Source organism: Bradyrhizobium sp. AZCC 2230, from assembly GCF_036924495.1.
GTDB classification, from domain to species: Bacteria; Pseudomonadota; Alphaproteobacteria; order Rhizobiales; family Xanthobacteraceae; genus Bradyrhizobium; species Bradyrhizobium rifense.
In genome coordinates, this window is the sequence record NZ_JAZHRS010000001.1 from 6,961,181 (window position 1) to 6,985,079 (window position 23,899).

Genomic DNA, 23,899 nt, shown 5'->3' on the forward strand with positions numbered 1-23,899 from the left:
TGCCACACCTCTCCCATAGGGAGAGGTCGGATTGCATCGCCAGATGCAATCCGGGTGAGGGGTTATGCTCCACCGAGTTCGCGGCGCCCCCTCACCCGGCGCTTCGCGCCGACCTCTCCCCGATGGGGAGAGGTGGGAGACCGTGCCCATGAGCGAAACCTCCTCCGTGGCCATGCTGGAGCCGATCGAGGACGTCGGCGGCGTCGCGCAGCCGCTGCTGCAGGTCAACGGGCTGACCAAGCACTTTCCCGTCCGCGGCGGGTTGTTCGCGGCGAAGCGCACCGTGCGCGCCGTCGACAATGTCTCCTTCTCCGTTGCGAAGGGTGAGACCGTCGGCATCGTCGGCGAGTCCGGTTGCGGCAAGTCCACCACCGCGCGCCTCTTGATGCATCTGATGACGCGCGATGCCGGCGACATCATCTATGACGGCATGTCCGTCGGGCAGTCGCTGAGCTTGCGCGAGCTACGCCGCGGCATGCAGATGGTGTTCCAGGATTCATACGCCTCGCTCAATCCGCGCCTGACGATCGAGGAATCCATCGCGTTCGGCCCCAAGGTCCACGGCATGGCCGACAGCGCGGCGCGGGCGCTCGCACGCGAGCTGCTCGGCAAGGTCGGCCTGGTTCCTGCAAACTTCGCCAACCGCTATCCGCACGAGATCTCCGGCGGCCAGCGCCAACGCGTCAACATCGCGCGCGCGCTGGCTCTGTCACCGCGGCTGGTGATCCTGGATGAAGCCGTCTCCGCACTCGACAAATCCGTCGAGGCGCAGGTGCTCAATCTCCTCGCCGACCTCAAGCGCGAGTTCGGCCTGACCTATCTCTTCATCAGCCATGACCTCAACGTCGTGCGCTACATCAGCGATCGCGTGCTGGTGATGTATCTCGGCGAGGTCGTCGAGCTCGGCCCGGTCGATCAGGTCTGGGATGCGCCTGCGCATCCCTATACGCGCGCGCTGCTGGCGGCGATGCCGTCGTCCGATCCTGATAGCCGTACCGAAAAGCCGCCGATCACGGGCGATCCGCCTAATCCGATCGATCCGCCCTCGGGCTGCCGCTTCCACACGCGCTGCGCGTTTGCGGAGCCGCTCTGCGCAAATGCTGCACCAAAGCTCACTGCGGTGGATAGAATGGGCCACGAGGCCGCGTGCTACATGGCGATACCGGGTTCAGGCCATAGCCGCGCGCCCCGAGAGGAGATCGCATGACGAGACCAACAACGAAAGAAATCCAGGCGACGGCGCAAGTCGCCGGCGTTCCCGTAAATGACGAGATCGCGACGCGCATCTCCAATTCCATCGGACCCGCCTTCGAAGGTTTTGCCGCCATCGCGGGCACGTTGCCGTTCGACCTCGAACCCGCGCTCTATCCGCTCGCGCAGGCGCAGAAGGTGTCGAAATGAGAACCGAGCCTGCCTTGATGACGCTCACCGAGGTCGCGCGTGCGATCGCGATGAAGCAATTGTCCTCGCATGAGGTGACGCGCGCGCTGCTGCATCGCATTGCGCAGTGGCAGCCGCATCTCAACGCCTTCATGTCGATCGAGTCCGAAGCTGCGCTGAAGGCGGCCGATGCCGCCGACGCCGAGCTCGCCAAGGGCGAGATCCGTGGTCCCTTGCACGGCGTGCCGCTCGCGCACAAGGACATGTATTACGACGCCGGCCACGTCGCGACCTGCGGCTCGCTGATCCGCCGCGATTTCGTGCCGACGGTGACCTCCACCGCCTTGCAGCGGCTAAAGGATGCCGGCCAGGTCCGCCTCGGCACACTGCATCTCGCCGAGTTCGCCTACGGCCCGACCGGCCACAACGCCCATTATGGCCCGGTGCGCAATCCCTGGAACGTCGCGCATATCACCGGCGGCTCGTCCTCGGGCTCCGGCTCGTCGGTGGCGGCGCGGCTGACCTATGCGGCGCTGGGCTCCGACACCGGCGGCTCGATCCGCATGCCCGCACATTTCTGCGGCGTCACGGGATTAAAGACCACGGTGGGGCGTGTCAGCCGCGCCGGCGCGATGCCACTGTCGCAATCGCTCGACACGGTCGGCCCGCTCGCGCGCACCGCGGAAGATTGTGCGCTGCTGCTGGCGCTGATGGCCGGCCCGGACCCCGAGGATTCGACCACCAGTCATGAGCCGCTGTCGGACTATGTCGCGGCGACCAAGGGCTCGCTGAAGGGTCTGAAGATCGGTGTGCCCGCGTCCTTCTATGTCGACGATCTCGACAGCGAGGTCGCGCGCGTGCTGGACGAGACCATCGCGGTGCTCAAGCGCGAAGGCGCCCACCTTGTCAAGGTCGAGCTTCCGGACCAGCGGCAATTGCAAGCCGCAAGCCAGCTCGTGCTCGCCGCGGAGGCTGCCGCCTTCCACAAGCGCTGGATGATCGAGCGGCCGCAGGACTATGGCTCGCAAACGCTGATGCGGCTTCAGAACGGTCTCGCCGTTCCCGCCATCACTTATCTGGAGGCAATGCGCTGGCGTGGCCCGGCACTCGCCGCGCACAATGCGGCCGCCGCAGGCGTTGACGCGATCATCGCACCGGCATCGCCCATCCCGGCGCCGACGATCGAGGAAAGCGATGTCGGCGGCGGGCCGAATGCACCGGCGCTGCTGCAGCGGTTGACGCTGTTCACCCGTCCGGTGAACTTTTTGGGCCTGCCGTCGCTCACTGTGCCCTCGGGGTTCACCAAAAGTGGCCTGCCGATCGGCATGCAGCTGATCGGCCGCTCCTTCGATGAAGCGACCCTGCTCACCATCGGCGCGGCCTTCCAGCGCGTCACCGACTATCACGACCTGGTACCCAAGCTGCCGTCATGACAAAACTCGTCGAGATCTCAGGCCTCAACATTCGTTTCACCGGCGAGCGCACGGTCTATGCCGTGAACGATCTCAGTCTTTCGCTCGGTGACGGCGAGGTGCTGGGCCTGCTCGGCGAGTCCGGTTCGGGCAAGAGCGTGACCCTGCGTGCGTTGATGCGGCTGTTGCCGAAGAAGCGCACGCAGATTTCAGGTCAGGTCAACGTGATGGGCCGTGACGTGCTCGCGATGGACGACGAGGAGCTGTCGTCGTTCCGCGGTCAGACCGTGTCGATGATTTTTCAGGAGCCGGCGCTGGCGCTCGACCCGGTCTACACCATCGGTGCGCAGATCGCCGAAAGCGTCGTACGCCACGAAGGCAAAAGCTACGCGGAGGGCAGGGCGCGGGCACTCGAAATGCTCGAGGTCGTGCGCATCCCGTCTGCAAAGCGGCGGCTGGATGCCTATCCGCACGAAATGTCCGGCGGCATGCGCCAGCGCGCGATGATTGCGCTTGCGCTCGCCTGCCGGCCAAAAATCCTGCTGGCGGACGAGCCGACCACCGCGCTCGATGCCACCGTGCAGATCCAGATCCTGCTGCTGCTGCGCGAATTGCAGCGCGAGTTCGGCATGTCCGTCATCTTCGTCACCCACGACATTGGTGTGGCGATCGAGATCTGCGACCGCGTCGCGGTGATGTATGCCGGCCAGATCGTGGAGCAGGGCAGCCTGCGCGACATCGTTCGCTCCCCGGTGCATCCCTATGCCAAGGGCCTGCTCGCCTCGACCATCCACGGCGCCAAGCGCGGCGCCCGCCTCGAGACCATTCCCGGCACCCCGCCATCGCTGTCCGAGAGGCCGCACACCTGCTCCTTCGCCCCCCGCTGCAAGCTCGCCGAGCCGCGCTGTGTCGAGCAGCTGCCGCCGAACGTCGAGGTCGGCCCGGGCAGGGTGGCCAGGTGCGTGCTGGCGGAGGCGGTGACGGCGCGCTCCTGAAGTCAAAAATCCTCTGCGCCAACACCCAGTTGTCACAATCCACCCAGCGCATCCCGGCGGGGGAATTTCTACTGTGCATGGGGTTGTTTTCGCGATTTTTGTTTGAAGGGCCCCTCCGGGAACACCATTCAGACCCCATTCATCCCGGTTCCCGTTCCATGGCCCGGTTAACGGAGAGGGACTTCACCTTATGTATATTTCTGGCCAAAGCCTCATCATCATCCTGTTCGTCGGCCTGGTCGCCGGCTGGCTCGCCGGCAAGGTCGTGCGAGGAAGCGGGTTCGGCATCATCGGCGACATCGTGATCGGCATCGCCGGCGCATTTGTCGCGAGTTTCCTGTTCCCGAAGCTCGGCATCCATATCGGCATCGGGCTGGTCTCGGAGATCATCTATTCCGCCATCGGCGCCATCATTCTGCTGCTGGTGGTGCGGCTGGTGCGCGGCGGCGGCCGGTTCTAGCGCCCACAGCTTCAGCGAAGTGGAACTTTGCGCCTCTCCCCGTGACCTGGGGAGAGGCGCTTGTCTTTGCTCTAAAAAGCCGCAAAGACTGTGAAATACCGGACTTGCGGATCGGGCCGTCCGCGGTAGATGTAGCAAGGTCCGGATTAATTCGATTGCATTGCGCACGGGCGAGAACCCGATATTAATCCGGGGCGCGTACGCCTCGATTTATCTTTATAATCAGGGCTTTGGAAATCAGGGGTTTTGCCCCTTACCCGAAAGAGATCAGACTGATGGCAGCCGTTCCCGGCCTCCGCCGTTCCGAGCTCGGTGACGCGCTGCGTGCCTGCCGCACAGCGTTCGTCGGCGTCGGCTTCATGAGCTGCATGATCAACCTGCTCTATCTGACCGGGTCGCTCTTCATGCTGGAGGTCTACGACCGGGTGCTGCCGAGCCGCAGCATCCCGACCCTGGTCGGCCTGATCGTCCTCGCCGGCGGCCTCTATATGGCGCAGGGCGTGCTCGACATGATCCGCAGCCGCATCCTGGGACGGGTCGGAACCGCGCTCGATGAAGCGCTGAACAAGCGCGTGTTCGACACCATCGTGCGCCTGCCGCTCCTGGTCGGCAACCGCAACGAGGGGCTGCAGCCGCTGCGCGATCTCGACAATGTCCGCTCCTTCCTCGGCGGCATGGGCCCGAGCGCGTTCTTCGACCTGCCCTGGCTCCCGCTCTATCTCGCCATCTGCTTTGCCTTCCACGTCATGATCGGCCTGACCGCGCTGGTCGGCGCGATCATCCTGGTCAGCCTGACGCTGGTCACCGAATTCCTGTCCCGCCAGCCGGCGAAGGAGGCGATGGGCCTTGCCGCCCAGCGCAACGATCTCGCCCAGTCCAGCCGTCGCAACGCCGAAGTGCTGGTGTCGATGGGCATGGCCGGCCGGCTGAACGCGCGCTGGAGCGAGGCCAACGAAAAATACCTCGCCGGCAATCAGCGTGCGAGCGACGTCGCCGGCGGCCTCGGCGCGATCGCAAAAGTGCTGCGCATGATGCTGCAATCGGCGGTGCTCGCGGTCGGCGCCTATCTCGTCATCCACCAGGAGGCCACCGCCGGCATCATCATCGCGGGCTCGATCCTCTCGGCCCGCGCGCTGGCGCCGGTCGATCTCGCGATCGCGCATTGGAAATCCTTCGTCACGGCACGCCAGAGCTGGCACCGCCTCAGCCGCCTGCTGGAACAGATGCCGGCGCAGGCGACGCCGACCCAGTTGCAGGCCCCCTCCAGCCGGCTCTCCGTTGAAGGCGTCGCCATGGTTGCTCCAGGCGACCAGCGTCTCATCGTGCAGGACGTCAATTTTGTGCTCGAAGCCGGCAACGGCCTCGGCGTGATCGGGCCGAGCGGCTCCGGCAAATCCTCGCTGATCCGCGCGCTGGTCGGCGTCTGGTATCCGGTCCGCGGCAAGGTCCGGCTCGACGGCGCGGCGCTCGACCAATGGTCGTCCGACGTGCTCGGCCGTCACATCGGCTATCTGCCGCAGGACGTCGAGCTGTTCGGCGGCACCATCGCGCAGAACATCAGCCGTTTTGATCCGGAGGCGACGTCCGACGCCATCATCTCCGCGGCCAAGGAAGCCGGCGTGCACGAGATGATCATCAAGATGCGCGAGGGCTACAACACGCAAGTCGGCGAGCAGGGCACGTCGTTGTCTGCAGGCCAGGCGCAGCGTGTGGCGCTGGCGCGCGCGCTCTACGGCAATCCGTTCCTGATCGTGCTGGACGAGCCGAACTCCAATCTCGACACCGAAGGCGACGAGGCGCTGACCCGCGCGATCCGCAGCGCGCGCGAGCGCGGCGCCATTGTCATCGTGGTGGCGCACCGGCCGATCGGCGTCGAGGCGGTCGACCAGATCCTGGTGCTACGCGACGGCCGCATGCAGGCCTTCGGTCCGAAGGAGCAGGTGCTCGCCCAGGTGCTCCAGCCCCGCGTCGCGCCGCCGGCGCCGATCAAGATCGTCAGCGAAGGCGGAGTGGCCAAACCATGAGCACGATGACGGTTGGCGGGCCAAAGCCCGCCGCGAACAGGACGGTGCGGGAGTCGATCCGCTTTCACCTGATCCTCGGGATCTCGATCGTGCTGGTGCTGGCCATCGGCCTCGGCGGCTGGGCCGCCACGGTGCAGATCTCCGGGGCGCTGATCGCGCCCGGCCAGATCGTGGTCGAATCCAACGTCAAGAAGGTGCAGCATCCGACCGGCGGCGTGGTCGGCGAGGTGCGTGCCCACGACGGCGACGTGGTCAAGGCCGGCGACATCGTGGTGCGGCTCGACGACACCGTCACCAAGGCCAATCTCGCCATCGTCACCAAGAATCTCGACGCCGCGCAGGCGCGTGCAGCACGGCTTCAGGCCGAGCAGCGCGGTCTCGACAAGATCGAATTCCCGCCATCGCTGCTCGATCGCGGCGACGATCCCGACGTCAAGGCGCTGCTCTCGGCCGAAACCAAGCTGTTCGATGTCCGCGTCAACGGCCGTGCCGGCCAGAAGGCGCAGCTGCGCGAGCGCATCCAGCAGCTCAACGAGGAGATCGAAGGTCTTTCCGCGCAGGAGAAGGCCAAGGACAAGGAGATCTCGCTGGTGCAGCAGGAGCTCATCGGCGTGCGCGATCTCTATGACAAGCACCTGGTGCAGATCTCGCGTCTGACCACGCTCGAGCGCGACTCTGCCCGCCTCAACGGCGAGCGCGCGCAGTACATCGCCTCGCGGGCGCAGGCCAAGGGCAAGATCACCGAGACCGAGCTTCAGATCATCCAGGTCGACAAGGACATGGTGAGCGAGGTCTCCAAGGATTTGCGCGAGACCAACGACAAGAGCGGCGAGCTGATCGAGCGCAAGGTCGCGGCCGAGGACCAGCTCCGTCGCGTCGACATCCGCGCGCCGCAGGACGGCATGGTGCTGCAATCGACGGTGCACACCGTCGGCGGCGTCGTCACTGCCGGCGATGCGCTCATGCTGATCGTGCCGCAGGCCGACGACCTCCAGGTCGAGGCCAAGGTCAATCCGGTCGATATCGACAAGCTCCAGATCGGCCAGAAGACCCTGTTGCGCCTCTCCGCGTTCAACCAGCGTACCACGCCCGAGCTCAACGGTGTCGTCAGCCGCGTCTCGCCTGACGTCACCACCGATCAGCGCACCGGCCAGAGCTACTACACCATCCGTGTCTCGCTGTCCGCCGAGGAAGTCGCCAAGCTCGGCGATTCCAAGCTGATCCCCGGCATGCCTGCGGAAGCCTTCGTCCAGACCGGCGACCGCACCATGCTGTCGTACCTGTTGAAGCCGCTGCACGACCAGTTCATGCGGGCGTTCCGGGAGAAGTGACGCGCGCCGCAGATTCGATCTCGTAGGGTGGGCAAAGGCGCAAAGCGCCGTGCCCACCATTCCCCGCGCGAATTCAAGATGGTGGGCACGCTCCGCTTTGCCCACCCTACGGCATCGCGTTCTTTGCTATAGTTCGACTCAAGCCCCCAACAACCCGGCGTCGAACCATGCAAACCCCGCCCTCCATCGCCACCAAATCCTTCACCGATGCTGGCCTCGCCGTCGCCCGTCTCGAAGAAATCTACGAGCGCAACACCAAATTCCTGCGCGACCGGTTCGAGGCCTATGTCTCAGGCGAGGCGATCACGATGCGGGTGCGGGCCTATTATCCCTTCGTCCGCCTCACCACCGCGACCCATGCGCGGCTGGATTCGCGTCTCGCCTATGGCTTCGTCGCCCGGCCCGGCGTGCACGAGACCAGCGTGACGCGGCCGGATCTGTTCCGCGCCTATCTCACCGAGCAGATTGGGCTCCTGATCCAGAACCACGGTGTGCCCGTTGAGATCGGCGAGTCCGGTGAGCCGATCCCGGTCCACTTCGCCTATCGCCGCGACATCAACATCGAAGCCGCCATCAGCACCAGCGAGAATTCGCCCGTTACGCGATCGCTGCGCGATGCCTTCGACGTGCCTGATCTCGCCACCATGGACGATGCGATCGCCGACGGCACGTTCGAGCTCCAGGCGGGCGCACCCGAGCCGCTGTCGCTGTTCCGCGCCGCCCGGGTCGATTACTCGCTGCGCCGGCTTTATCACTACACCGGCACCGATCCCGAACATTTCCAGAACTTCGTCATCTTCACCAACTACCAGTTCTATGTCGATGCCTTCGCGCAGATGTGTCAGCAGCGGCTTCAGTCCGGCGAGGCCGGTCTCGAGGCTTTTGTTGCACCTGGCAATGTGATCACGCGCAGCGGCGGCGCGACGAGTGGCGACGCGCCCACGCGCATTCCGCAGATGCCGGCCTTCCATCTGGTCATGCCCGGTTACCGCGGCATCAGCCTGATCAACATCGGCACCGGTCCGTCCAACGCGCGCAACGTCACCGATCACGTCGCGGTGCTGCGGCCGCATGCCTGGCTGATGCTCGGGCATTGCGCCGGCTTGCGCAACACGCAGCGGCTCGGCGACTACGTGCTCGCGCATGGCTATGTACGCGAGGATCACGTGCTCGATCGCGAGCTGCCGCTGTGGGTGCCGATCCCGGCACTGGCCGAGATGCAGGTCGCGTTGGAGCAGGCGGTCGAGGACGTCACCGGCCTGGAAGGCTTCGAGCTCAAGCGCCTGATGCGAACGGGCACGGTCGCCAGCGTCGACAACCGCAACTGGGAGATATCTGGGCCCGAGGTCATTCGCCGCATGTCGCAATCGCGCGCAGTCGCGCTCGACATGGAATCCGCCGCGATCGCCGCCAACGGCTACCGCTTCCGCGTGCCCTATGGCACGTTGCTCTGCGTCTCCGACAAGCCGCTGCATGGCGAGATCAAGCTCGCCGGCATGGCCAGCGAATTCTACCGCCGCCGCGTCGGCCAGCATCTCGAGATTGGCCTCAAGGCGCTGGAGCGGCTCAAGCAGCAGGAATCGGAGCGGTTGCATTCGCGCAAGCTGCGCAGCTTTGCCGAAGTGGCGTTCCAGTAGAGCACTTGGCTTTCCTGGAAGGACAGGAGAACTGTCTTACGAGCGTTGACGTCTCCGTTAGCACTGCGTCACGGAATATCGAAGCCAGTGCAGGGTTATCAGTTCGTCCGGGGCCGCTTGGATTGAGACAGGAGACAGAAATGATCGAAACGATGATCAGGTTCGCTGCGCTGGGAACGCTTGCGGCAGTGCTGGCGTCCCCGGCGTATGCCGCAGGAGGTGGAGGCGGTGGTGGAGGCGGTGGCGGAGGTGGCGGCGTGGATCCTTTTGGGAGCACCTATTCAGCTCCGAGCACGGCCCAATCGACCTATCCGAAGCGCCCGGGAACGAAGGCCACGCAAAAGAATAAGAAACCCAACAACCAGTCCAGCATCGACGATCCCGAATTCGCGGCCGGCTACCGCGTGGCGTATGACACCATCTACGAGCGCAACGACTATGCGAGCGCGATTGCGCAATTGAAGTCGCTTGGCCATGACGACCATCCGAACGTCGCCAACCTCATCGGCTACTCCTACCGCAAGCTCGGCGACTACGAGCAATCGCAGGTCTGGTACGAGCGCGCGCTGAAGGCGGATCCGAACCACGTCCTGACATGGCAGTATTACGGGCTGTGGCAGCTCGAGCGGGGTAACCGCGAGCAGGCGCTCTATCATCTCAGCCGGATTGCAGCCATCTGCGGGACGGATTGCGCGGAGTACAAATCGCTGGCCGCGGCACTCGACAAGCCGACCGGAACGGCGCTCGCCTACTAGGAGGGCCGCGGTTCGTCTTGCGGCCGAGGTGACAAGCCGCCGGATTTTTTGCATTGTCCCGTTCGGGGGGAGGCGAACGGGACAATGGGATGCCGCTGGCGCGCGACAAGATCATCGGCCACGACCTCGAACGTCTGGCTTTCCGCTTCACCATGATGAATGACGGGGACGTCGTGCATTGCCAGATCAGCGACGCCGCGATGGACGAGCTTGCGGGCATGCAGGGTACCGAAAGCAGCGCCCGCCAGGCGCAGTTCATGTCGCTGCGCGAGACGATCGAGCGGCTGGCCTCAGACCTCTACGACGAGGCACCGCGATTCAAGGGCTATGTGGTGCGGATTTTTACGCGGCATTTGGGAAGGTGACGTCGCCACACTCTCCGCTGTCATGCCCCGGCTTGACCGGGGCATCCAGTACGCCGCGGCTTATCGAACTAATCACAGCCGCCTCGGAGTACTGGATCGCCCGGTCAAGCCGGGCGATGACAGCTGTGTTGGTGGTGAGACTGTCCCGATTCACTTATGCAGAGAAGCCGCTCACCCCTCCAGCTTCTTCAGCAGCAGCCCCAGCGCCGTCGCCGCGAACACCTGCATGTTGGCGAACCGGTCGTTGCTGCCCGTCTCCAGCGTCATCACCTCAGCCGCGGGTCCCGCAACGGCCATGCAGCTATGGCCGGCGGCGTCGCCGTAGCGGTTGCCGGTCGGGCCGGCTGCGCCGGTCTCGGACAGGCCCCAGTCGGAGCTGAAGCGGCCGCGCATCTGTTCGGCCAGCAGTTTCGCGTAGGGCTCCGAGGAGGAGCGAAAGCCCCTCATTCCTTCGTCCGAAATATCCATCAGTACACGCCTGGCGTCGCGGGTGTAGACCACCGCGCCGCCGAGGAAATAGGCGGAGGCGCCGGGCACCGCGAGCAGGCTCGCCGCGATCAGGCCGCCGGTCGAGGATTCCGCGACCGCAATGGTTTGCTTGCGCGCGATCAGTTTGCCTGCGACCTGTTCCGCAATGCCGACGAGCTCTTTCATCTCTATTACCCCTCATTCCTTCGCAACTGAGCTCAGCCTTCCTAGCATATGACAGAAGCCTTGGCCGAGTTGCGGGCGGAGGGCAGGCCTGCTTGAATGGCGGACAAGGCGAAGCGGCCAGGCGCCGCCCGCGACAAGACACGACGAGGAAACGTGAGAAGAGAGACGTCATGGCGTCCCTGATCGCTGGCGGGGTGGATTGCGACGTGCACCCGGCCGTGCCGCATCTGACCAGCTTGCTGCCGTACCTGAACGACTATTGGCGCGATCAGGTGACGACGCGCGGCATGGTCGACCTCGTCTCGCAATCCTATCCGAAGAATTCGCCGATCGTGGCGCGGCCCGATTGGCGCCCCGAGAATGGCAAGCCGGGCGAGAGCCTGGAGGACATGCAGCGACATGTGCTCGATCCCTTCCAGCTCACGCATGCCATCTGCAACCCGCTTTACGGCGTGCAGATGGTGTTTTCGGAAGATTTGCAGGCCGCCTTCTGCCGCGCGCTGAACGAATGGCTCGCGAAGGAATGGCTCGATCGCGATTCCCGGCTGCGCGGCTCGATCGTGATCCCGACGCAAAGCGTGGAGAAGGCCGTCGCCGAGATCGAGCGCTGCGCCCAGGACAAGCGCTTCGTGCAGGTGCTGATGCTGGTGATGGGCGACACGCCGCTGGGCAAGCGCGCGCTGTGGCCGATCTACGAGGCGGCGGAACGGCTCGACCTGCCGGTCGGGATCCACGCCGGTTCCGCCTATCACAATCCGCCGACCGCGGTGGGCTGGGGTTCCTATCACATCGAGGATTATGTCGGTCAGGCCCAGGCGTTCCAGACCCAGCTCACCAGCCTGATCGTCGAGGGCGTGTTCGCCAAATATCCGCGGCTGAAGATGGTGATGCTGGAGTCCGGCGTCTCCTGGATCTCGCCTTTTCTCTGGCGCCTGCACAAATTCTGGCGCGGGGTGCGGATGGAGACGCCTTGGGTCGATCGTGCGCCGCTGGAAATTGTGCGCAGCAACATCCGCTTCTCATTACAGCCATTTGATGCGCCGCCTGATGAAGCGACATTAATTCGCCTGTTTGATCATATGCAGTCGGACGAATTGGTCCTATTCTCCACGGACTATCCGCACTGGCAGTTCGATGGCCTGGACGCGCTGCCTCAAGGTCTGTCCCCCGATCTCGTGCGTAAGATCATGATCGACAATCCGCATGCAACCTATCCCCGCCTGATCTAGCCCGCTGCCAAAGGAGGCAAGGCGATGAATATCCAGTTCCGCGAGAACTCTGAAGCCGCTTCTCCCTTGACGACCAAGACCGCGATCGCGGACTGCGACATCCATCCGGCGCGCGCCACGCGAACCGAGCTCTATCCCTATCTCGCCAAACGCTGGCAGCATCATCTCGAAGTCTTCGGCGTCCATGCCTATCAGGGCATGATGGAAGGCCCGCCCTATCCAAAGGCGCAGCCCAATGCCTCGCGCCGCGATGCCTATCCGCCGGAGGGCGGTCCGCAGGGCTCCTCGCTCTCCTTCATGCAGAAGCAGCTGCTCGATCCGAACAACGTGCAACTTGGCGTGCTCAATCCGCTCAACACCGGGCAGGGCATCCGCAACCACGAGCTTTCGGCCGCGCTGTGCTCGGCCATCAACGACTGGCAGATCGACAAATGGACCAGCAAGGACAAGCGCCTGAAGGCCTCGATCGTCGTCGGCAATGAGGATGGCTTGTCGGCCGCTGCCGAAATCCGCGAACGCGCCGGCGACAAGAACTTTGTCCAGGTGCTGCTGCTCAGCCGCAATGTCGAGCCGCTCGGCCAGCGCCGCTACTGGCCGATCTATCAGGCCGCGGAAGAGGCGGGTCTGCCCATCGGCGTTCACGCCTTCGGCTTCGGCGGCAATCCGATCACGCCGTCAGGCTGGCCGTCCTATTACATCGAGGAGATGGTGGGACACTCGCAGTGCCAGCAATCGGCGCTGGCGAGCCTTGTTCTGGAAGGCGTGTTCGAGCGCTTCCCGAAACTGAAGATGGTGATGATCGAGGCTGGCTTCGGCTGGGCGCCGTCGCTGGCGTGGCGGCTCGACAAAGTCTGGCAGCGGCTCAGGAGCGAGGTGCCGCATGTCAAACGGCCGCCGTCGGAATATATCCGCGAGCAGGTGTGGTGGACCACGCAGCCGATGGAGGATCCGGAGCGGCGCGAGGATCTGTTCGACGTCATCAACTGGATCGGCTGGGGCCGGCTGCTGTTCGCGACCGACTATCCGCATTGGGATTACGACGAGCCGTCGCGCGTGCTGCCGGCGGGCGTCAGCGAAACCAATCGCGAGGCGTTCTATCTCGGCAATGCCAAGAAGCTGTACGGACTAGCTTGATGGCGCGGCATGTGATTGCCGCGGTGGATGAATTGCCGCCCGGCACGCGGAAATTCCTGGAGATCGACGGACGGCCGATTGCGGTCTTCAACATCAAGGGCGAGTATTTCGGCTTGATGAACCGCTGCCCGCATCAGGGCGCAGCGCTATGCGAGGGGCCGTTGATCGGGCTCGCGCAATCCAGCGACCCCGGCGAGATCGAGTATACAAAACTCGGCGAGATCATCCGCTGCCCCTGGCACGGCTGGGAGTTCGACATCCGCACCGGCCAATCCTATTGCGACCCCCGCCGCTTCCGCGTGAAGGCCTATCCGGCGCATGTCGAGCCGGGCGCGAGCGTGGTGAGAGGGCCGTATGTGGCCGAGACTGTCCCCGTGAAGGTCGAGAGCGACTACGTGGTGGTGGAACTTTAGGTCTCCGCTGTCATTCCGGGGCGCGCGTAGCATCGAGCTATGATGCGCAATTGCGCATCATAGAATCCATCGTGCCGACAGAAATGCTGGGAGAAATGGATTCCGGGCTCGCCTCTTCGAGGCGCCCCGGAATGACACTGTCCTAGTGTCCCGCCACCGGCTCCGCCGCCGTATCATACGTCGTCACGGTCTTGCCGCCGCCGCGATAGACGATCGACGCTGCGATGATGCCGAGGAAGGCGGCGAGCATCAGCCAGAGACCGGGCGAGGCTTTGTCGCCGGTGTGCTCGATCAGCAAGGTCGAGGCGAACGGCGTGAAGGTGCCGAACAGTGCGGCTGCAAGCGCGAAGGCGAGCGAGAAGCAGGTGGTGCGGACATGGGCCGGCACGATCTCGACGAGCGCACCGAGCATGGTGCCGCTGTACATGCCGAAATAGAACGAGAACATCATCTCGACCGCGAGCAGCTTGCCGAAGGTCGGCGCTGCCACCAGCCAGGACAGCGCAGGATAGGCGGTGACGAACGCCAGGCCAGCGATGGCGAGCAGCACCGGCTTGCGGCCGATGCGGTCGGACAGCGCGCCGCCGACCGGATTCCAGATGAAGTTCGTGACAGCGACGAGCAGCGTGACCAGCAGCGCATCCTGCGTCGACAGTTTCAGCACGGTCTTGCCGAAGGTCGGGGTGTAGACGGTGACGAAATAGAACGTCGTCGTGGTCAGGATCGCGATCATCATGCCGAGGATGACGATGCGCCAGTTGGCGAGCGCGGAGGCGAACACTTCGTTCGCGGTCGGGTGCTTCTTCATCGCGAGGAAGGCCGGCGTCTCCTCGAGAGTCCGCCGCAGCATGAAGATCAGGGGAATGATCAGGCAGCCGACGAAGAAGGGAATACGCCAGCCCCAGGCGGCGACGGTGTCGGCCGGCATCACCTCGGACAGGAGGAAGCCGAGGATCGACGCCACGAAGATCGCGACCTGCTGGCTCGACGACTGGAACGAAGTGTAGAAGCCGCGATTGCCGGGCGTGGAGATTTCCGCGAGATAAACCGAGACACCGCCGAGCTCGACGCCGGCGGAGAAGCCCTGCAGCAGGCGGCCGAGCAGCACGATGATCGGCGCTGCGATGCCGATGCTCGCGTAGGTCGGGCAGAATGCGATGACCACAGTGCCGGCGGCCATGATAGCCAGCGTGACGATCAGGCCCTGGCGGCGGCCGATGCGGTCGATATAGGCGCCGAGCACGATCGCGCCGACGGGGCGCATCAGCGCGCCGAGCCAGAACACGCCGAACGTGTTGAGCAGCGACGCTGTCTCATTGGTCGAGGGGAAGAACGCCTTGCCGATGGCGGCGGCATAGAAGCCGAACAGGAAGAAGTCGAACTGCTCGAGGAAGTTGCCGCTGGTGGCGCGCAGGATCGCGCCGATGCGCGACTTGATCTCGGGCGGATTGGTTGATGCTGCTGGTCCAGCCATGACGTTTCTCCCCTATTTGACGCGGCCGGACCGGAACTCATCTTCACGGCAAGGCGACAGATTGTTGCTGTGACAATCTGACTACCCCTCTCGCGCGAGGCGTTGCGAGTCAACTTGTTTTGCTTCGGAAGCTGATGATTTTTCAGGCTTTATTCTGCGTTGCAGCGATCATCCATTGGCGGAACGCGGCAAGCTTCGGCGCCTCGCGGCGGCCCTCCGGCGAGACCAGATAGAAGCCGGCGTCGGCCGGCAGCGCGATCTTGAAGGGAACCACGAGCCGGCCCTTGGCGATGTCGTCGCTGACGTAGGAGGTCCGCCCCATCGCCACACCGATGCCGTCGATCGCAGCCTGGATGGTCATGAAGATCATGTCGAAGGTGATGCCGGGCTGCTTGGCGATGTCGGCCGGCAGGCCCGCCGCCGTCAGCCACAGCCGCCAGTCGTCGCTGTTGGCATTGGATGTGTGCAGCAGCGGATAGCCCTTCAAATCCTCCGGCTGACGCAGCGGCTTGTCGCCGCGCAGCAGCGAGGGGCTGCACACCGGGAACAGCTCGTCCGCCATCAGCCAGTCAGCGCGCAGGCCCGGCCATTGGCCGCGGCCGTAACGGATTGCGGCGTCGACGTCGTCGCGCTGGAAATCGACCAGGCTGGTCGAGGTGGTGATGCGGACGTCGATGCCGGGATGCGCCTCCTGAAAATCGGTCAGCCGCGGCAGCAGCCATTTTGCGGCGAGAGAGGCCAGGGTCGAGACCGTCAGCACCTTGTCGTCGTCCTTGCGCAGCAGACGATCGGTCGCAAGCCGGAGGTCGTTGAAGGCGGCGCGGACGCCGGGGAGGTAGTCGCGCGCCTCCGGCGTCAGCGCCAGCGCGCGGTTCTGCCGGATGAACAGGCGGATGCCGAGCTCCTCCTCGAGCCGGCGGATCTGATGGCTGATCGCGGTCTGCGTCACGTTCAGCTCGCTCGCCGCCAGCGTGAAGCTGAGATGGCGCGCGGCGGCCTCGAACGCCCGCAATCCGTTCAGGGAAGGCAATCTGGCAGTCATTTGGCAGCATGATGCATGAGCTTATTTCATGCGAAGAGGTACAAATTGTCGTTTGTCGAAGTCCGCGCGCAGGAAGATATTCGGTTCAAATTTAGCTCGAGGAGCTGAAAATGTCTACTTGCACTGACAATTCGATGACAAATCATCATGCGCCCGGCCTGCTCTACCAGATCGGCGAGACCCTTCATGTCTGGCACGAGCGCTACCGGACCCGTCGCGAGCTGACGAACTGGACCGCCCGCGATCTCCACGACGTCGGCCTGTCCTGGACCGACGTCGCGTACGAGGCCGACAAACCCTTCTGGCGGGCCTGATTGGCCGCCAGGCCGGCGCCGCCTGATCACAGGGGCGCCGGCGGTCCCTCTTTCGCCTGAGGCTCGTGTCATGAGCACGCTCCGCCTGGAAGATTTGAAGCAATATTCGGATGTGCTGCGCACCCGGCAGGGTGAGCCGCTCAACGTCCGCTTCATCGAGCCGCGCGATACCGAGGAGCTTCAGCACTATTTCCGCTCGCTCTCGACTCGCTCCCGCTACAACCGTTTTTTTGGCGCGCTCAGCGAACTGCCGAAGGGGCTACTGAGCGAATTCCTCGATGTCGGAGCGCGCGAGCGTTTTTCGGTTGTCGCGACCAAGATGGTCGACGGCTTCGAGACCATCGTCGCCGAGGCGCGCTACGCCTTCCATGTCGAGACCTCGACGCTGGAGTTCGGCCTCTCGGTCGACGACCGCTGGCAGGGCCACGGCATTGCCACCGCGCTTCTCAGGAATCTCGAATGCCGCGCCGCCGCGTTTGGCGCGGAGCACATCTTCGGCGACACGCTGCGCTCCAACCAGACCATGATCTCGCTGGCGCGCAAATCCGGCTTCGCCTTTGTCAATCATCCTGACGACTGGAAGCTGGTGCGCTTCGACAAGGAGATCCACGTCGCGCCAAAGGACATTCCCTGCGCCAGCTGGCGTCTTGCAGCACTTTCCCGTCAGGCCGATAGCCCCTCAGCCTCGGCCTGACACAACTCCGAGCCCGGCTCTGACGATTTAGAGCCGGGCATTTTTTTGCCTGCGCACGGCGCGGGCCTATTTCCCCGCAAACACCGCTTTCCGCTTCTCGATGAAGGCCTGCACGGCCTCCTTGTGATCAGCGGTGGTGGTCAGGCGGATCAGGCGTTCGGCCTCGTGGTCGCGGGCGGTTTCGAAATCGAACAGCAGGGCCTCGTCGAGATTGTCCTTCATGTAGCGCAGTGCCAGGCGCGGGCCTTCAGCGAGCGATTTCGCCAGCGTGAAAGCCTCGGCCTGAAGCTTGTCATCGGGCACAACACGGTTGACGAGGCCGATGGCCTCTGCCCGCGCTGCGTCGACGCGATCGCCAGTGAACATCAATTCGCGCGCTCGCGAGGTGCCGACCAGCCTCGTCAACAGCCAGGCGATGCCGTAGTCGCCGCTCAGCGCGACGCGCGCATATCCGGTGGTGACGAACGCCGATTGGGCGGCGATGCGGATATCGCAGGCCATGGCGATGGCGAGCCCGGCGCCGGCCGCGGCACCCGGCAGTGCCGCGATCGTCGGCTTTCGCACCGCCACCAGAGCGCCAGTAAGCCGCCGCTGCCGCTCCTGGAGATCAGTGACCTTGTCGTCGAAGGACATTTCGAGCTTCTTCGGATCGCGATGCGCGCCCATGCCCTTGACGTTGCCGCCGGCGCAGAACGCCTCGCCGGCGCCGGTGATGAGCAGCGCGCCGACATCGGGATTCTCGCCGCAGGTCCGGATCATCGCGCGCAGCGCCGGCGTCAGCGTGTCCGACAGCGAGTTGCGCGCCTCCGGCCGGTTCAGCGTGATGACCGCGACGCGGTCGCGGATGACGCAGAGGAGTTCGTTGGTGCCGGTGTCGATGGTGGTTTCGGTGCTCATTGTCGCTCCCTACTGTTGTAGGGTGGGCAAAGCGAAGCGTGCCCACCATTTGTTGTTCTCGTTGTTGGTGGTGGGCACGGCGCGTTGCGCCTTTGCCCACCCTACGGCAGTTCGTTCAAAACTTCTCCACCCACGGCCGCAGCTCAAGCTCCCAGCTCCAGGCGCTGCGCGGCTGTTGCAACACGTTCCAATAGCTCTCCGCGATCGCGTCGGGATCGAGCATCGAATCCGGCTTGTCCGCCGGTTCGGCGCGCGCAGCACTCTTGATGCCGCCGTCGATGACGAAATGCGCGATGTGAATGCCTTGCGGCGACAATTCTCGCGCCATGCTCTGCGCCAGACCGCGCAGCGCGAACTTGCCCATCGCGAATGGAGCGGATTGCGCGTAGCCCTTGACGCTGGCTGACGCGCCAGTGAACAGGATCGCGCCGTGCTTGTTCGGCAGCATGCGCTTGGCAGCCTGCTGCGCCACCAGGAAACCGCCATAGGCGCTGACCGCGATCGCATTCGCGACCTCAGCCGGGACCAGATCGACGAACGGGCCACGCGCGCGGCCGCTGGCATTGTAGACGACGAGGTCCGGCGTGCCGATCTCGCGCTCGACCAGGCCGAACAGGCGCTCGACCTCCTCAGGCTCGGTGGCGTTGCAGGCATAGGCCTTGGCGCCGGTCTGGCTGCAGAGCGCGCCGAGCTTCTCGATTTTTCGCGCGGCGAGGGCAACGCGAATGCCTTGCGCGGACAGCAACCGTGCCAGCGAGGCGCTCAGGCCTTCGCCGGCGCCGACGATGAGGGCGATCTTGTATTTCGGATGTTCCATGATGTGGTCTCTGGCGTGATCTCTCGGGGATGGGACGCCGCTGATCTATGCACGGCCGGCGCGGACAACCAGCCAGAATCCAGGGCCAGCCGATCACAATTCCGCAGAGCGAATTGCTCCTTCACGGTGATCATGCCTCCCTGACAATTTGCGGCTTTATCGCCTTTCGCGATGGGAGCATGATCGACATCATCCCAAGCGGCAAGCAATAAGAATGCCGCCGGGCGGAAACGAAGAGGACGATCATGCACAAGCCGGCCACAGCGCAGCCGAAACATGTCGCGGCGGAGCAGCCGGGCCTGCTGGCGCCCGATACCACTGGCATGAACTTCTACCGCGCCGATCAGGCGCTGACGGACCTCCTGCGCATCCATCTGCCGGAAAAACTATTCCGTCACATCGAGCCACACCTCGACCGCCTCGGCGAATTGGCCGGCGGCCATCTCGACGACTGCGCACGCCTCGCCGACCGTCATACGCCGGTGCTGCACCAGCGCGATAAGTTCGGCCGCGACGTGCAGTGGATCGAATATCACCCGGCCTATCGCGAGTTGGAGAACGCCGCCTTCGGCGAGTTCGGCATCCACGCGCTCTCGATCCGCAAGGGCATCATGGGCTGGCCGGACAAATATCCTGTGGTCGCCAAGCACGCCTTCACCTTCCTGTTCAACCAGACTGAATTCGGCATGGGCTGCCCGATCAACGTGACCGACGGCTGCGCAAAGTTGCTTGCGAATTTCGGCAGCGACGCACTGAAGGCAAAATATCTGGATGGCCTGACCCAGACCGACATGAGCAAGCTGACGCAGGGCGGCCAGTTCATGACCGAGAAGGAGGGCGGCTCCGACGTCGGCACGCTGACCACGCGCGCGGTCCAGGAGGGCGACCATTGGCGCCTCCACGGCGAAAAATGGTTCTGCTCGAATGCGGACGCCAAGGTTGTGATGCTGCTGGCGCGTCCCGAGGGCGCCGGCCCCGGCACGCGCGGCGTCGGCCTGTTCCTGATGCCGCGCTTCCTCGATGACGGCTCGCAGAACCACTACCGGATCGTGCGTCTCAAGGACAAGCTCGGCACCCGCTCGATGGCCTCGGGCGAGATCAAGCTCGAAGGCGCGATCGCCTATGCCGTCGGCAGGCTCGACCGCGGCTTCGTGCAGATGGCCGAGATGGTGAACTCGTCGCGGCTCTCCAACGGCGTCAAATCAACCGCGCTGATGCGTCGTGCCTATCATGATGCAATGACGGTGGCGAAGAACCGCGTCGTGTTCGGCAATCGCATCATCGACCTGCCGCTCGGGCGACGGCAGATGCTGAAAATTATGCTGCCGGTCGAGCAGGCGCTATCGATGAGCTTCCTCACCGCCGATGCGCTCGACCGCGCCGAGGCTGGCAGCCAGGATGCGGCGGCGCTGTTGCGCATCCTGACGCCGACCCTGAAATTCCGCGCCACGCGCGATGCGCGAAAAGTCTGTGGCGATGCGCTCGAGATGCGCGGCGGCATTGGCTACATCGAGGAGTTTGCCACGCCGCGGCTGCTGCGCGATGCCCATCTCGGCTCGGTCTGGGAGGGCACCGGCAACATCGTCGCCATCGATGCGCTCAGGCGTGCCGTTGGTCGCCACGGCGCAGAATCCGCGCTATCGGCCGATCTGCATGCCCGCCTCGATGACAGCGCCTCGGTACCGCAGGCCTGGTGCGATCATCTGCGCGGCCTCGTCGATCGCGCCGTCGGTTTTGCGCGCGAGGTCGCCGGGAAGTCCGACAATGAAGCCGATGCGCGGCGCGCCACGAGCCTGCTCTATCATGTCGCAAGCGCAGTTGCGCTGGCCTGGGAGGCGCACCGTATCCACGACATGCGCGGCGATGCGCGCCGGCTGCTGCTGTCGCGGCTGGTGATCGACCATCGCGTTGCGCCGAGCGATCCGTTCCGGCTGACGGAAAATGCCACGCAGGCGAAGATCGCAGCACTGTTGCTCGGCGATCGCGATGCCGGCATGAGCGAGGTTGGCGAACTGGTTCTGGCATCGTAGGCTCTCTTCACCTCTCCCATAGGGAGAGGTGAAAACCACGCTCAACGAAAATCAAAACAATGAGGAAACACCCATGAAGGCCGCCGTCCTCTATGAAGTCAACCAGCCGCTGGTCATCGAGGATGTCAGCTTGCCGAAGCCCGGCCCGCGCGAGGTCCTGATCCGCACGACCGTCGCCGGCCTCTGCCACTCCGATCTGCACTTCATGGAAGGTCTCTATCCGCATCCGCTGCCCGCGGTGCTCGGGCACGAATCCGCCGGTGTCGTCGAACAGGTCGGCTCCGACGTCACCTATGTGAAGCCCGGCGATCACGTCGTCACATGTCTGTCCGTGTTCTGCGGCACCTGCGACAATTGCACCACGGGCCGCACCGTGCTCTGCACCGACACAACCGTAAAATTGCTGCCGGGCGTCTCCAACCGCATGCAATGGTCGAAGCCGGAGAAGCTGCATCAGTTCCTCAATCTCTCGTCCTTTGCCGAACAGATGCTGGTGCACGAGAACGCGATCGTCAAAATCCGGAAAGAGATGCCGCTCGATCTTGCCGCGCTGATCGGCTGCGGTGTCATCACCGGCTACGGCGCGGTAGTGAACACGGCGAAGGTGACGGCGGGCGAGACCGTGGCGGTGATCGGCTGCGGCGGCGTCGGCATGGCCGCGATCAACGGCGCGCAGATCGCAGGCGCCGGCCGCATCATTGCCATCGACACCAATCCGGCAAAGCTCCAGTTGGCGACCAAGCTGGGCGCCACCGACATCATCAACCCCGCCGATGGCGACGTCGTGAAGCAGGTCCGTGACCTCACCAATGGCGGCGTGCACCATTCCTTCGAGGTGCTCGGCCGCAAGGAGACCGCGGAGCAGGCGTTTGGCATGCTCGCCTCCGGCGGCACCGCCACCATCGTCGGCATGATCCCGTTCGGCCAGAAGATCGAGCTGCACGGCTTTGACTTTTTGCGCGAGCGCCGGATCCAGGGCTCGTCGATGGGCTCCAACCATTTTCGCGTCGACATGCCGCGCCTGGTCGATTTCTACCTGCGCGGCCGGCTGCACCTGGAAGACTGGATCTCGGCCAAGCTGAAGCTGTCCGAGATCAACGAGGGTTTTGCCAACATGAAAGCCGGCAAGACGCTGCGCAGCGTGATTGTGTTTGATAGCTAAGCCACAACGACGGTGTCATCGCCCGGCTTGACCGGGCGATCCAGTACGCCGCGGCGGAAATTGTGTGAACCAACTACGGCCGCGGCCTACTGGATGCCCCGCCTTCGCGGGGCATGACAGCGGAGGATGGCGACGAGGCGACACTAATCGTCAAACATCTTCGGCGGCACGAACCCGCCGAACTCGCGTTCGATCAGCTCGGCGAGCTTCAGCGGCGTGCGGTCCTCAAGCCATGGGCCGACGATCTGGACGCCGACCGGCAGGCCATCCGGCGCAAAGCCGGTCGGGATCGCGGTCGAGGGCAGGCCGGGCAGCGTGGCGATGCCGGGCCAGGCGAGCTGGTCGGGATAGACGTGCGCCTTGCCGTCGATGATGATGCGACGGGTTTCCTGGTCCGGCGAATGGTCGTGCGGATAGGCCGGCGTTGGCATGATCGGACAGATCACAGCGTCGTACGTCTTGAACAGATCCCGCCACTGCGCCCGCAACCGCGTACGTCCGGCGTTCGCCACCATCCAGTCGCGATGGCTCAACGCGACGCCACGCAGCCGCTCGGCGGCAAGGCTGTTGTCGCTCTCGGGGAGTGCCGCCGCGGCCAGCTTGGCGCCTTCATAGACGTCAGGCGCAAAACTCGCGGCAAGGAACGATATCAGCATGCGCATATAAAGCCGCGACGAGGCCGCGAAATCCGGCAGCACCGGGCTGCTCCGTTCGATCTTGACGCCGGCTTTGGCGAGATTGTCGGCAAGTGTATTGATGGTGCCGCGTACGGCAGTGTCGGTCGGCAGCACCGGATCGCTGTCGATCACCAGCACGCGGAAGTCTTTGAAGGCGGTGTGACGCGCAGCGGGGAGCTCGAGCTTGTAGGCGATACCTGCTTCGATCGGATCAGGCCCGGCCATCACGTCGAGCACGAGCGACAGATCCGCAGCACTGCGCGCCATCGGGCCGACCACCGAGAGGTCGCGTTCGAAGGGCAGAGGCGGCGCCGGTGGCGCGACGTGGCCCCGCATGGCGACGAGGTTGAAGGTCGGCTTGTGCGCGTAAACGCCGCAATGGAACGCCGGCACGCGCAAGGAGCCGCCGATATCGGAGCCGATCGAGAGCGGGCCATAGCCTGCGGCGAGCGCCGCCGACGAGCCGCCGGAGGAGCCGCCCGGAGTGCGGCCGAGATTGTAGGGATTATTCGTGGTGCCGTAGATATCGTTGTAGCTCTGCCAGTCGCCGAGCCCGAGCGGTACGTTGGTCTTGCCGACCACCACGCTGCCTGCGTCCTTCACCCGCATCACCGGCAGCGAATCTTCCTTGGCAATAAAGTCCTTCTGCGCAGGAATGCCCCAGGTCGTCGGCAGGCCGGCGATGTTGTAGGATTCCTTCACGGTCATCGGCAGGCCGAGCAACGGCTTGCGTTCGCCGCGGGCGAGGGCCGCGTCAGCTGCGCGCGCCGCGTCGAGCGCGCGATCAAAATCCCGGACGCAGATCGCGTTGACCTTGCTGTCGTGACGTTCGATACGGTCGATCGCGTCCTGCGTGAGCTCGACGGCGGAGACCTTCTTCGCCGCTAACGCGGCCGACAGCTCGACCGCGCTCTTGTAACTCCATTCCGATTTCGCCACGACATGCTCCTGCGCTTCACTGGAGGGATGATGCGCAGTTTGGCCGAACGCCGCAACCGCCGTT

The 23,899-nt window shown here is 64.6% G+C and carries 23 protein-coding genes; 17 read left to right on the plus strand and 6 right to left on the minus strand.

What is annotated here, in order from left to right; translation table 11 throughout:
- Nucleotides 1–148: 148 nt before the first annotated feature.
- The 10 genes from V1280_RS33170 (at nucleotide 149) to V1280_RS33215 (ending at nucleotide 10,359) form a co-directional block, all read left to right on the plus strand.
- The gene (locus V1280_RS33170) at nucleotides 149–1,207 is read left to right on the plus strand and encodes an ABC transporter ATP-binding protein (RefSeq protein WP_334534490.1); all 1,059 of its coding nucleotides are present in this window, start codon (nucleotides 149–151) and stop codon (nucleotides 1,205–1,207) included.
- Nucleotides 1,204–1,401: a hypothetical protein gene (locus V1280_RS33175; protein WP_148769966.1), complete on the plus strand. Its 198-nt coding sequence runs from the start codon at nucleotides 1,204–1,206 to the stop codon at nucleotides 1,399–1,401. The genes V1280_RS33170 and V1280_RS33175 overlap by 4 nt, the downstream gene beginning before the upstream one ends.
- The gene (locus V1280_RS33180; RefSeq protein WP_334534495.1) at nucleotides 1,398–2,813 is read left to right on the plus strand and encodes an amidase; all 1,416 of its coding nucleotides are present in this window, start codon (nucleotides 1,398–1,400) and stop codon (nucleotides 2,811–2,813) included. Before V1280_RS33175 ends, V1280_RS33180 begins: the two co-directional genes overlap by 4 nt.
- Nucleotides 2,810–3,787 (plus strand): ABC transporter ATP-binding protein, encoded by a 978-nt coding sequence (locus V1280_RS33185; RefSeq protein WP_334534498.1) that lies wholly within the window; start codon nucleotides 2,810–2,812, stop codon nucleotides 3,785–3,787. Before V1280_RS33180 ends, V1280_RS33185 begins: the two co-directional genes overlap by 4 nt.
- A 190-nt stretch (nucleotides 3,788–3,977) precedes the next feature.
- Complete coding sequence (locus V1280_RS33190; RefSeq protein ID WP_334534499.1) at nucleotides 3,978–4,247, plus strand: GlsB/YeaQ/YmgE family stress response membrane protein; 270 nt, start codon at nucleotides 3,978–3,980, stop codon at nucleotides 4,245–4,247.
- Between the two features lie 275 nt (nucleotides 4,248–4,522).
- Complete coding sequence (locus tag V1280_RS33195) at nucleotides 4,523–6,271, plus strand: type I secretion system permease/ATPase (protein ID WP_334534501.1); 1,749 nt, start codon at nucleotides 4,523–4,525, stop codon at nucleotides 6,269–6,271.
- Nucleotides 6,268–7,602, plus strand: coding sequence for an HlyD family type I secretion periplasmic adaptor subunit (locus V1280_RS33200; protein WP_334534502.1), 1,335 nt, complete (start codon nucleotides 6,268–6,270; stop codon nucleotides 7,600–7,602). Before V1280_RS33195 ends, V1280_RS33200 begins: the two co-directional genes overlap by 4 nt.
- Nucleotides 7,603–7,769: 167 nt before the next feature.
- A complete protein-coding gene (locus tag V1280_RS33205) occupies nucleotides 7,770–9,239 on the plus strand; it encodes an AMP nucleosidase (protein WP_334534503.1) in 1,470 nt (489 codons plus the stop codon).
- A gap of 140 nt (nucleotides 9,240–9,379) precedes the next feature.
- Entirely contained in the window at nucleotides 9,380–9,994 is a 615-nt protein-coding gene (locus V1280_RS33210) for a tetratricopeptide repeat protein (RefSeq protein ID WP_334534505.1), read from the plus strand.
- An 89-nt stretch (nucleotides 9,995–10,083) separates the two neighbouring features.
- Nucleotides 10,084–10,359 (plus strand): DUF1488 family protein, encoded by a 276-nt coding sequence (locus tag V1280_RS33215; protein ID WP_148769952.1) that lies wholly within the window; start codon nucleotides 10,084–10,086, stop codon nucleotides 10,357–10,359.
- A gap of 171 nt (nucleotides 10,360–10,530) precedes the next feature.
- Here V1280_RS33215 and V1280_RS33220 read toward each other — a convergent pair whose 3' ends face one another.
- Nucleotides 10,531–11,013 (minus strand): CinA family protein, encoded by a 483-nt coding sequence (locus V1280_RS33220; protein ID WP_334534556.1) that lies wholly within the window; start codon nucleotides 11,011–11,013, stop codon nucleotides 10,531–10,533.
- 170 nt (nucleotides 11,014–11,183) lie between these two features.
- On the opposite strand from V1280_RS33220, the gene V1280_RS33225 reads away from it, so the two are divergent.
- Genes V1280_RS33225 through V1280_RS33235 form a run of 3 tightly spaced genes read left to right on the plus strand, consistent with a single transcriptional unit; the run spans nucleotide 11,184 to nucleotide 13,789 of the window.
- A complete protein-coding gene (locus V1280_RS33225; protein WP_334534559.1) occupies nucleotides 11,184–12,242 on the plus strand; it encodes an amidohydrolase family protein in 1,059 nt (352 codons plus the stop codon).
- A gap of 24 nt (nucleotides 12,243–12,266) precedes the next feature.
- Entirely contained in the window at nucleotides 12,267–13,376 is a 1,110-nt protein-coding gene (locus V1280_RS33230) for an amidohydrolase family protein (protein WP_334534561.1), read from the plus strand.
- Nucleotides 13,376–13,789 carry a Rieske (2Fe-2S) protein gene (locus V1280_RS33235; RefSeq protein ID WP_334534562.1) on the plus strand — a complete coding sequence of 138 codons (414 nt, stop codon included), beginning with the start codon at nucleotides 13,376–13,378 and terminating at the stop codon, nucleotides 13,787–13,789. The genes V1280_RS33230 and V1280_RS33235 overlap by 1 nt, the downstream gene beginning before the upstream one ends.
- 142 nt (nucleotides 13,790–13,931) lie before the next feature.
- Here the strand turns inward: V1280_RS33235 and V1280_RS33240 are convergent, their stop codons facing one another.
- Both V1280_RS33240 and V1280_RS33245 read right to left on the minus strand, forming a co-directional pair.
- The gene (locus tag V1280_RS33240; RefSeq protein ID WP_334534564.1) at nucleotides 13,932–15,263 is read right to left on the minus strand and encodes an MFS transporter; all 1,332 of its coding nucleotides are present in this window, start codon (nucleotides 15,261–15,263) and stop codon (nucleotides 13,932–13,934) included.
- Nucleotides 15,264–15,405: 142 nt separating this feature from the next.
- Complete coding sequence (locus V1280_RS33245; RefSeq protein ID WP_334534566.1) at nucleotides 15,406–16,305, minus strand: transcriptional regulator GcvA; 900 nt, start codon at nucleotides 16,303–16,305, stop codon at nucleotides 15,406–15,408.
- 110 nt (nucleotides 16,306–16,415) lie between these two features.
- On the opposite strand from V1280_RS33245, the gene V1280_RS33250 reads away from it, so the two are divergent.
- Nucleotides 16,416–16,619 (plus strand): DUF1127 domain-containing protein, encoded by a 204-nt coding sequence (locus V1280_RS33250; protein WP_254134788.1) that lies wholly within the window; start codon nucleotides 16,416–16,418, stop codon nucleotides 16,617–16,619.
- Nucleotides 16,620–16,689: 70 nt separating this feature from the next.
- Nucleotides 16,690–17,313 carry a GNAT family N-acetyltransferase gene (locus V1280_RS33255; RefSeq protein ID WP_334534570.1) on the plus strand — a complete coding sequence of 208 codons (624 nt, stop codon included), beginning with the start codon at nucleotides 16,690–16,692 and terminating at the stop codon, nucleotides 17,311–17,313.
- A gap of 66 nt (nucleotides 17,314–17,379) precedes the next feature.
- Here the strand turns inward: V1280_RS33255 and V1280_RS33260 are convergent, their stop codons facing one another.
- Complete coding sequence (locus tag V1280_RS33260) at nucleotides 17,380–18,210, minus strand: enoyl-CoA hydratase (RefSeq protein WP_334534572.1); 831 nt, start codon at nucleotides 18,208–18,210, stop codon at nucleotides 17,380–17,382.
- 115 nt (nucleotides 18,211–18,325) lie between these two features.
- Nucleotides 18,326–19,027 carry an SDR family NAD(P)-dependent oxidoreductase gene (locus V1280_RS33265; RefSeq protein WP_334534574.1) on the minus strand — a complete coding sequence of 234 codons (702 nt, stop codon included), beginning with the start codon at nucleotides 19,025–19,027 and terminating at the stop codon, nucleotides 18,326–18,328.
- A gap of 245 nt (nucleotides 19,028–19,272) precedes the next feature.
- On the opposite strand from V1280_RS33265, the gene V1280_RS33270 reads away from it, so the two are divergent.
- Nucleotides 19,273–21,057: an acyl-CoA dehydrogenase family protein gene (locus V1280_RS33270; protein WP_334534576.1), complete on the plus strand. Its 1,785-nt coding sequence runs from the start codon at nucleotides 19,273–19,275 to the stop codon at nucleotides 21,055–21,057.
- A gap of 73 nt (nucleotides 21,058–21,130) precedes the next feature.
- On the plus strand, nucleotides 21,131–22,219 hold the full coding sequence (locus V1280_RS33275; RefSeq protein ID WP_094892919.1) for a Zn-dependent alcohol dehydrogenase: 1,089 nt from the start codon (nucleotides 21,131–21,133) through the stop codon (nucleotides 22,217–22,219).
- Nucleotides 22,220–22,362: 143 nt separating this feature from the next.
- Here the strand turns inward: V1280_RS33275 and V1280_RS33280 are convergent, their stop codons facing one another.
- Complete coding sequence (locus V1280_RS33280; protein ID WP_334534580.1) at nucleotides 22,363–23,835, minus strand: amidase; 1,473 nt, start codon at nucleotides 23,833–23,835, stop codon at nucleotides 22,363–22,365.
- Nucleotides 23,836–23,899 lie beyond the last annotated feature (64 nt).

Excerpts from the sequence above, each read along its gene's own strand:
- V1280_RS33170 (WP_334534490.1), top strand. The coding sequence starts at position 149 with ATGAGCGAAACCTCCTCCGTGGCCATGCTGGAGCCGATCGAGGACGTC.
- V1280_RS33175 (WP_148769966.1), top strand. The coding sequence starts at position 1,204 with ATGACGAGACCAACAACGAAAGAAATCCAGGCGACGGCGCAAGTCGCC.
- V1280_RS33180 (WP_334534495.1), top strand. The coding sequence starts at position 1,398 with ATGAGAACCGAGCCTGCCTTGATGACGCTCACCGAGGTCGCGCGTGCG.
- V1280_RS33185 (WP_334534498.1), top strand. The coding sequence starts at position 2,810 with ATGACAAAACTCGTCGAGATCTCAGGCCTCAACATTCGTTTCACCGGC.
- V1280_RS33190 (WP_334534499.1), top strand. The coding sequence starts at position 3,978 with ATGTATATTTCTGGCCAAAGCCTCATCATCATCCTGTTCGTCGGCCTG.
- V1280_RS33195 (WP_334534501.1), top strand. The coding sequence starts at position 4,523 with ATGGCAGCCGTTCCCGGCCTCCGCCGTTCCGAGCTCGGTGACGCGCTG.
- V1280_RS33200 (WP_334534502.1), top strand. The coding sequence starts at position 6,268 with ATGAGCACGATGACGGTTGGCGGGCCAAAGCCCGCCGCGAACAGGACG.
- V1280_RS33205 (WP_334534503.1), top strand. The coding sequence starts at position 7,770 with ATGCAAACCCCGCCCTCCATCGCCACCAAATCCTTCACCGATGCTGGC.
- V1280_RS33210 (WP_334534505.1), top strand. The coding sequence starts at position 9,380 with ATGATCGAAACGATGATCAGGTTCGCTGCGCTGGGAACGCTTGCGGCA.
- V1280_RS33215 (WP_148769952.1), top strand. The coding sequence starts at position 10,084 with ATGCCGCTGGCGCGCGACAAGATCATCGGCCACGACCTCGAACGTCTG.
- V1280_RS33220 (WP_334534556.1), bottom strand. The coding sequence starts at position 11,013 with ATGAAAGAGCTCGTCGGCATTGCGGAACAGGTCGCAGGCAAACTGATC.
- V1280_RS33225 (WP_334534559.1), top strand. The coding sequence starts at position 11,184 with ATGGCGTCCCTGATCGCTGGCGGGGTGGATTGCGACGTGCACCCGGCC.
- V1280_RS33230 (WP_334534561.1), top strand. The coding sequence starts at position 12,267 with ATGAATATCCAGTTCCGCGAGAACTCTGAAGCCGCTTCTCCCTTGACG.
- V1280_RS33235 (WP_334534562.1), top strand. The coding sequence starts at position 13,376 with ATGGCGCGGCATGTGATTGCCGCGGTGGATGAATTGCCGCCCGGCACG.
- V1280_RS33240 (WP_334534564.1), bottom strand. The coding sequence starts at position 15,263 with ATGGCTGGACCAGCAGCATCAACCAATCCGCCCGAGATCAAGTCGCGC.
- V1280_RS33245 (WP_334534566.1), bottom strand. The coding sequence starts at position 16,305 with ATGACTGCCAGATTGCCTTCCCTGAACGGATTGCGGGCGTTCGAGGCC.
- V1280_RS33250 (WP_254134788.1), top strand. The coding sequence starts at position 16,416 with ATGTCTACTTGCACTGACAATTCGATGACAAATCATCATGCGCCCGGC.
- V1280_RS33255 (WP_334534570.1), top strand. The coding sequence starts at position 16,690 with ATGAGCACGCTCCGCCTGGAAGATTTGAAGCAATATTCGGATGTGCTG.
- V1280_RS33260 (WP_334534572.1), bottom strand. The coding sequence starts at position 18,210 with ATGAGCACCGAAACCACCATCGACACCGGCACCAACGAACTCCTCTGC.
- V1280_RS33265 (WP_334534574.1), bottom strand. The coding sequence starts at position 19,027 with ATGGAACATCCGAAATACAAGATCGCCCTCATCGTCGGCGCCGGCGAA.
- V1280_RS33270 (WP_334534576.1), top strand. The coding sequence starts at position 19,273 with ATGCACAAGCCGGCCACAGCGCAGCCGAAACATGTCGCGGCGGAGCAG.
- V1280_RS33275 (WP_094892919.1), top strand. The coding sequence starts at position 21,131 with ATGAAGGCCGCCGTCCTCTATGAAGTCAACCAGCCGCTGGTCATCGAG.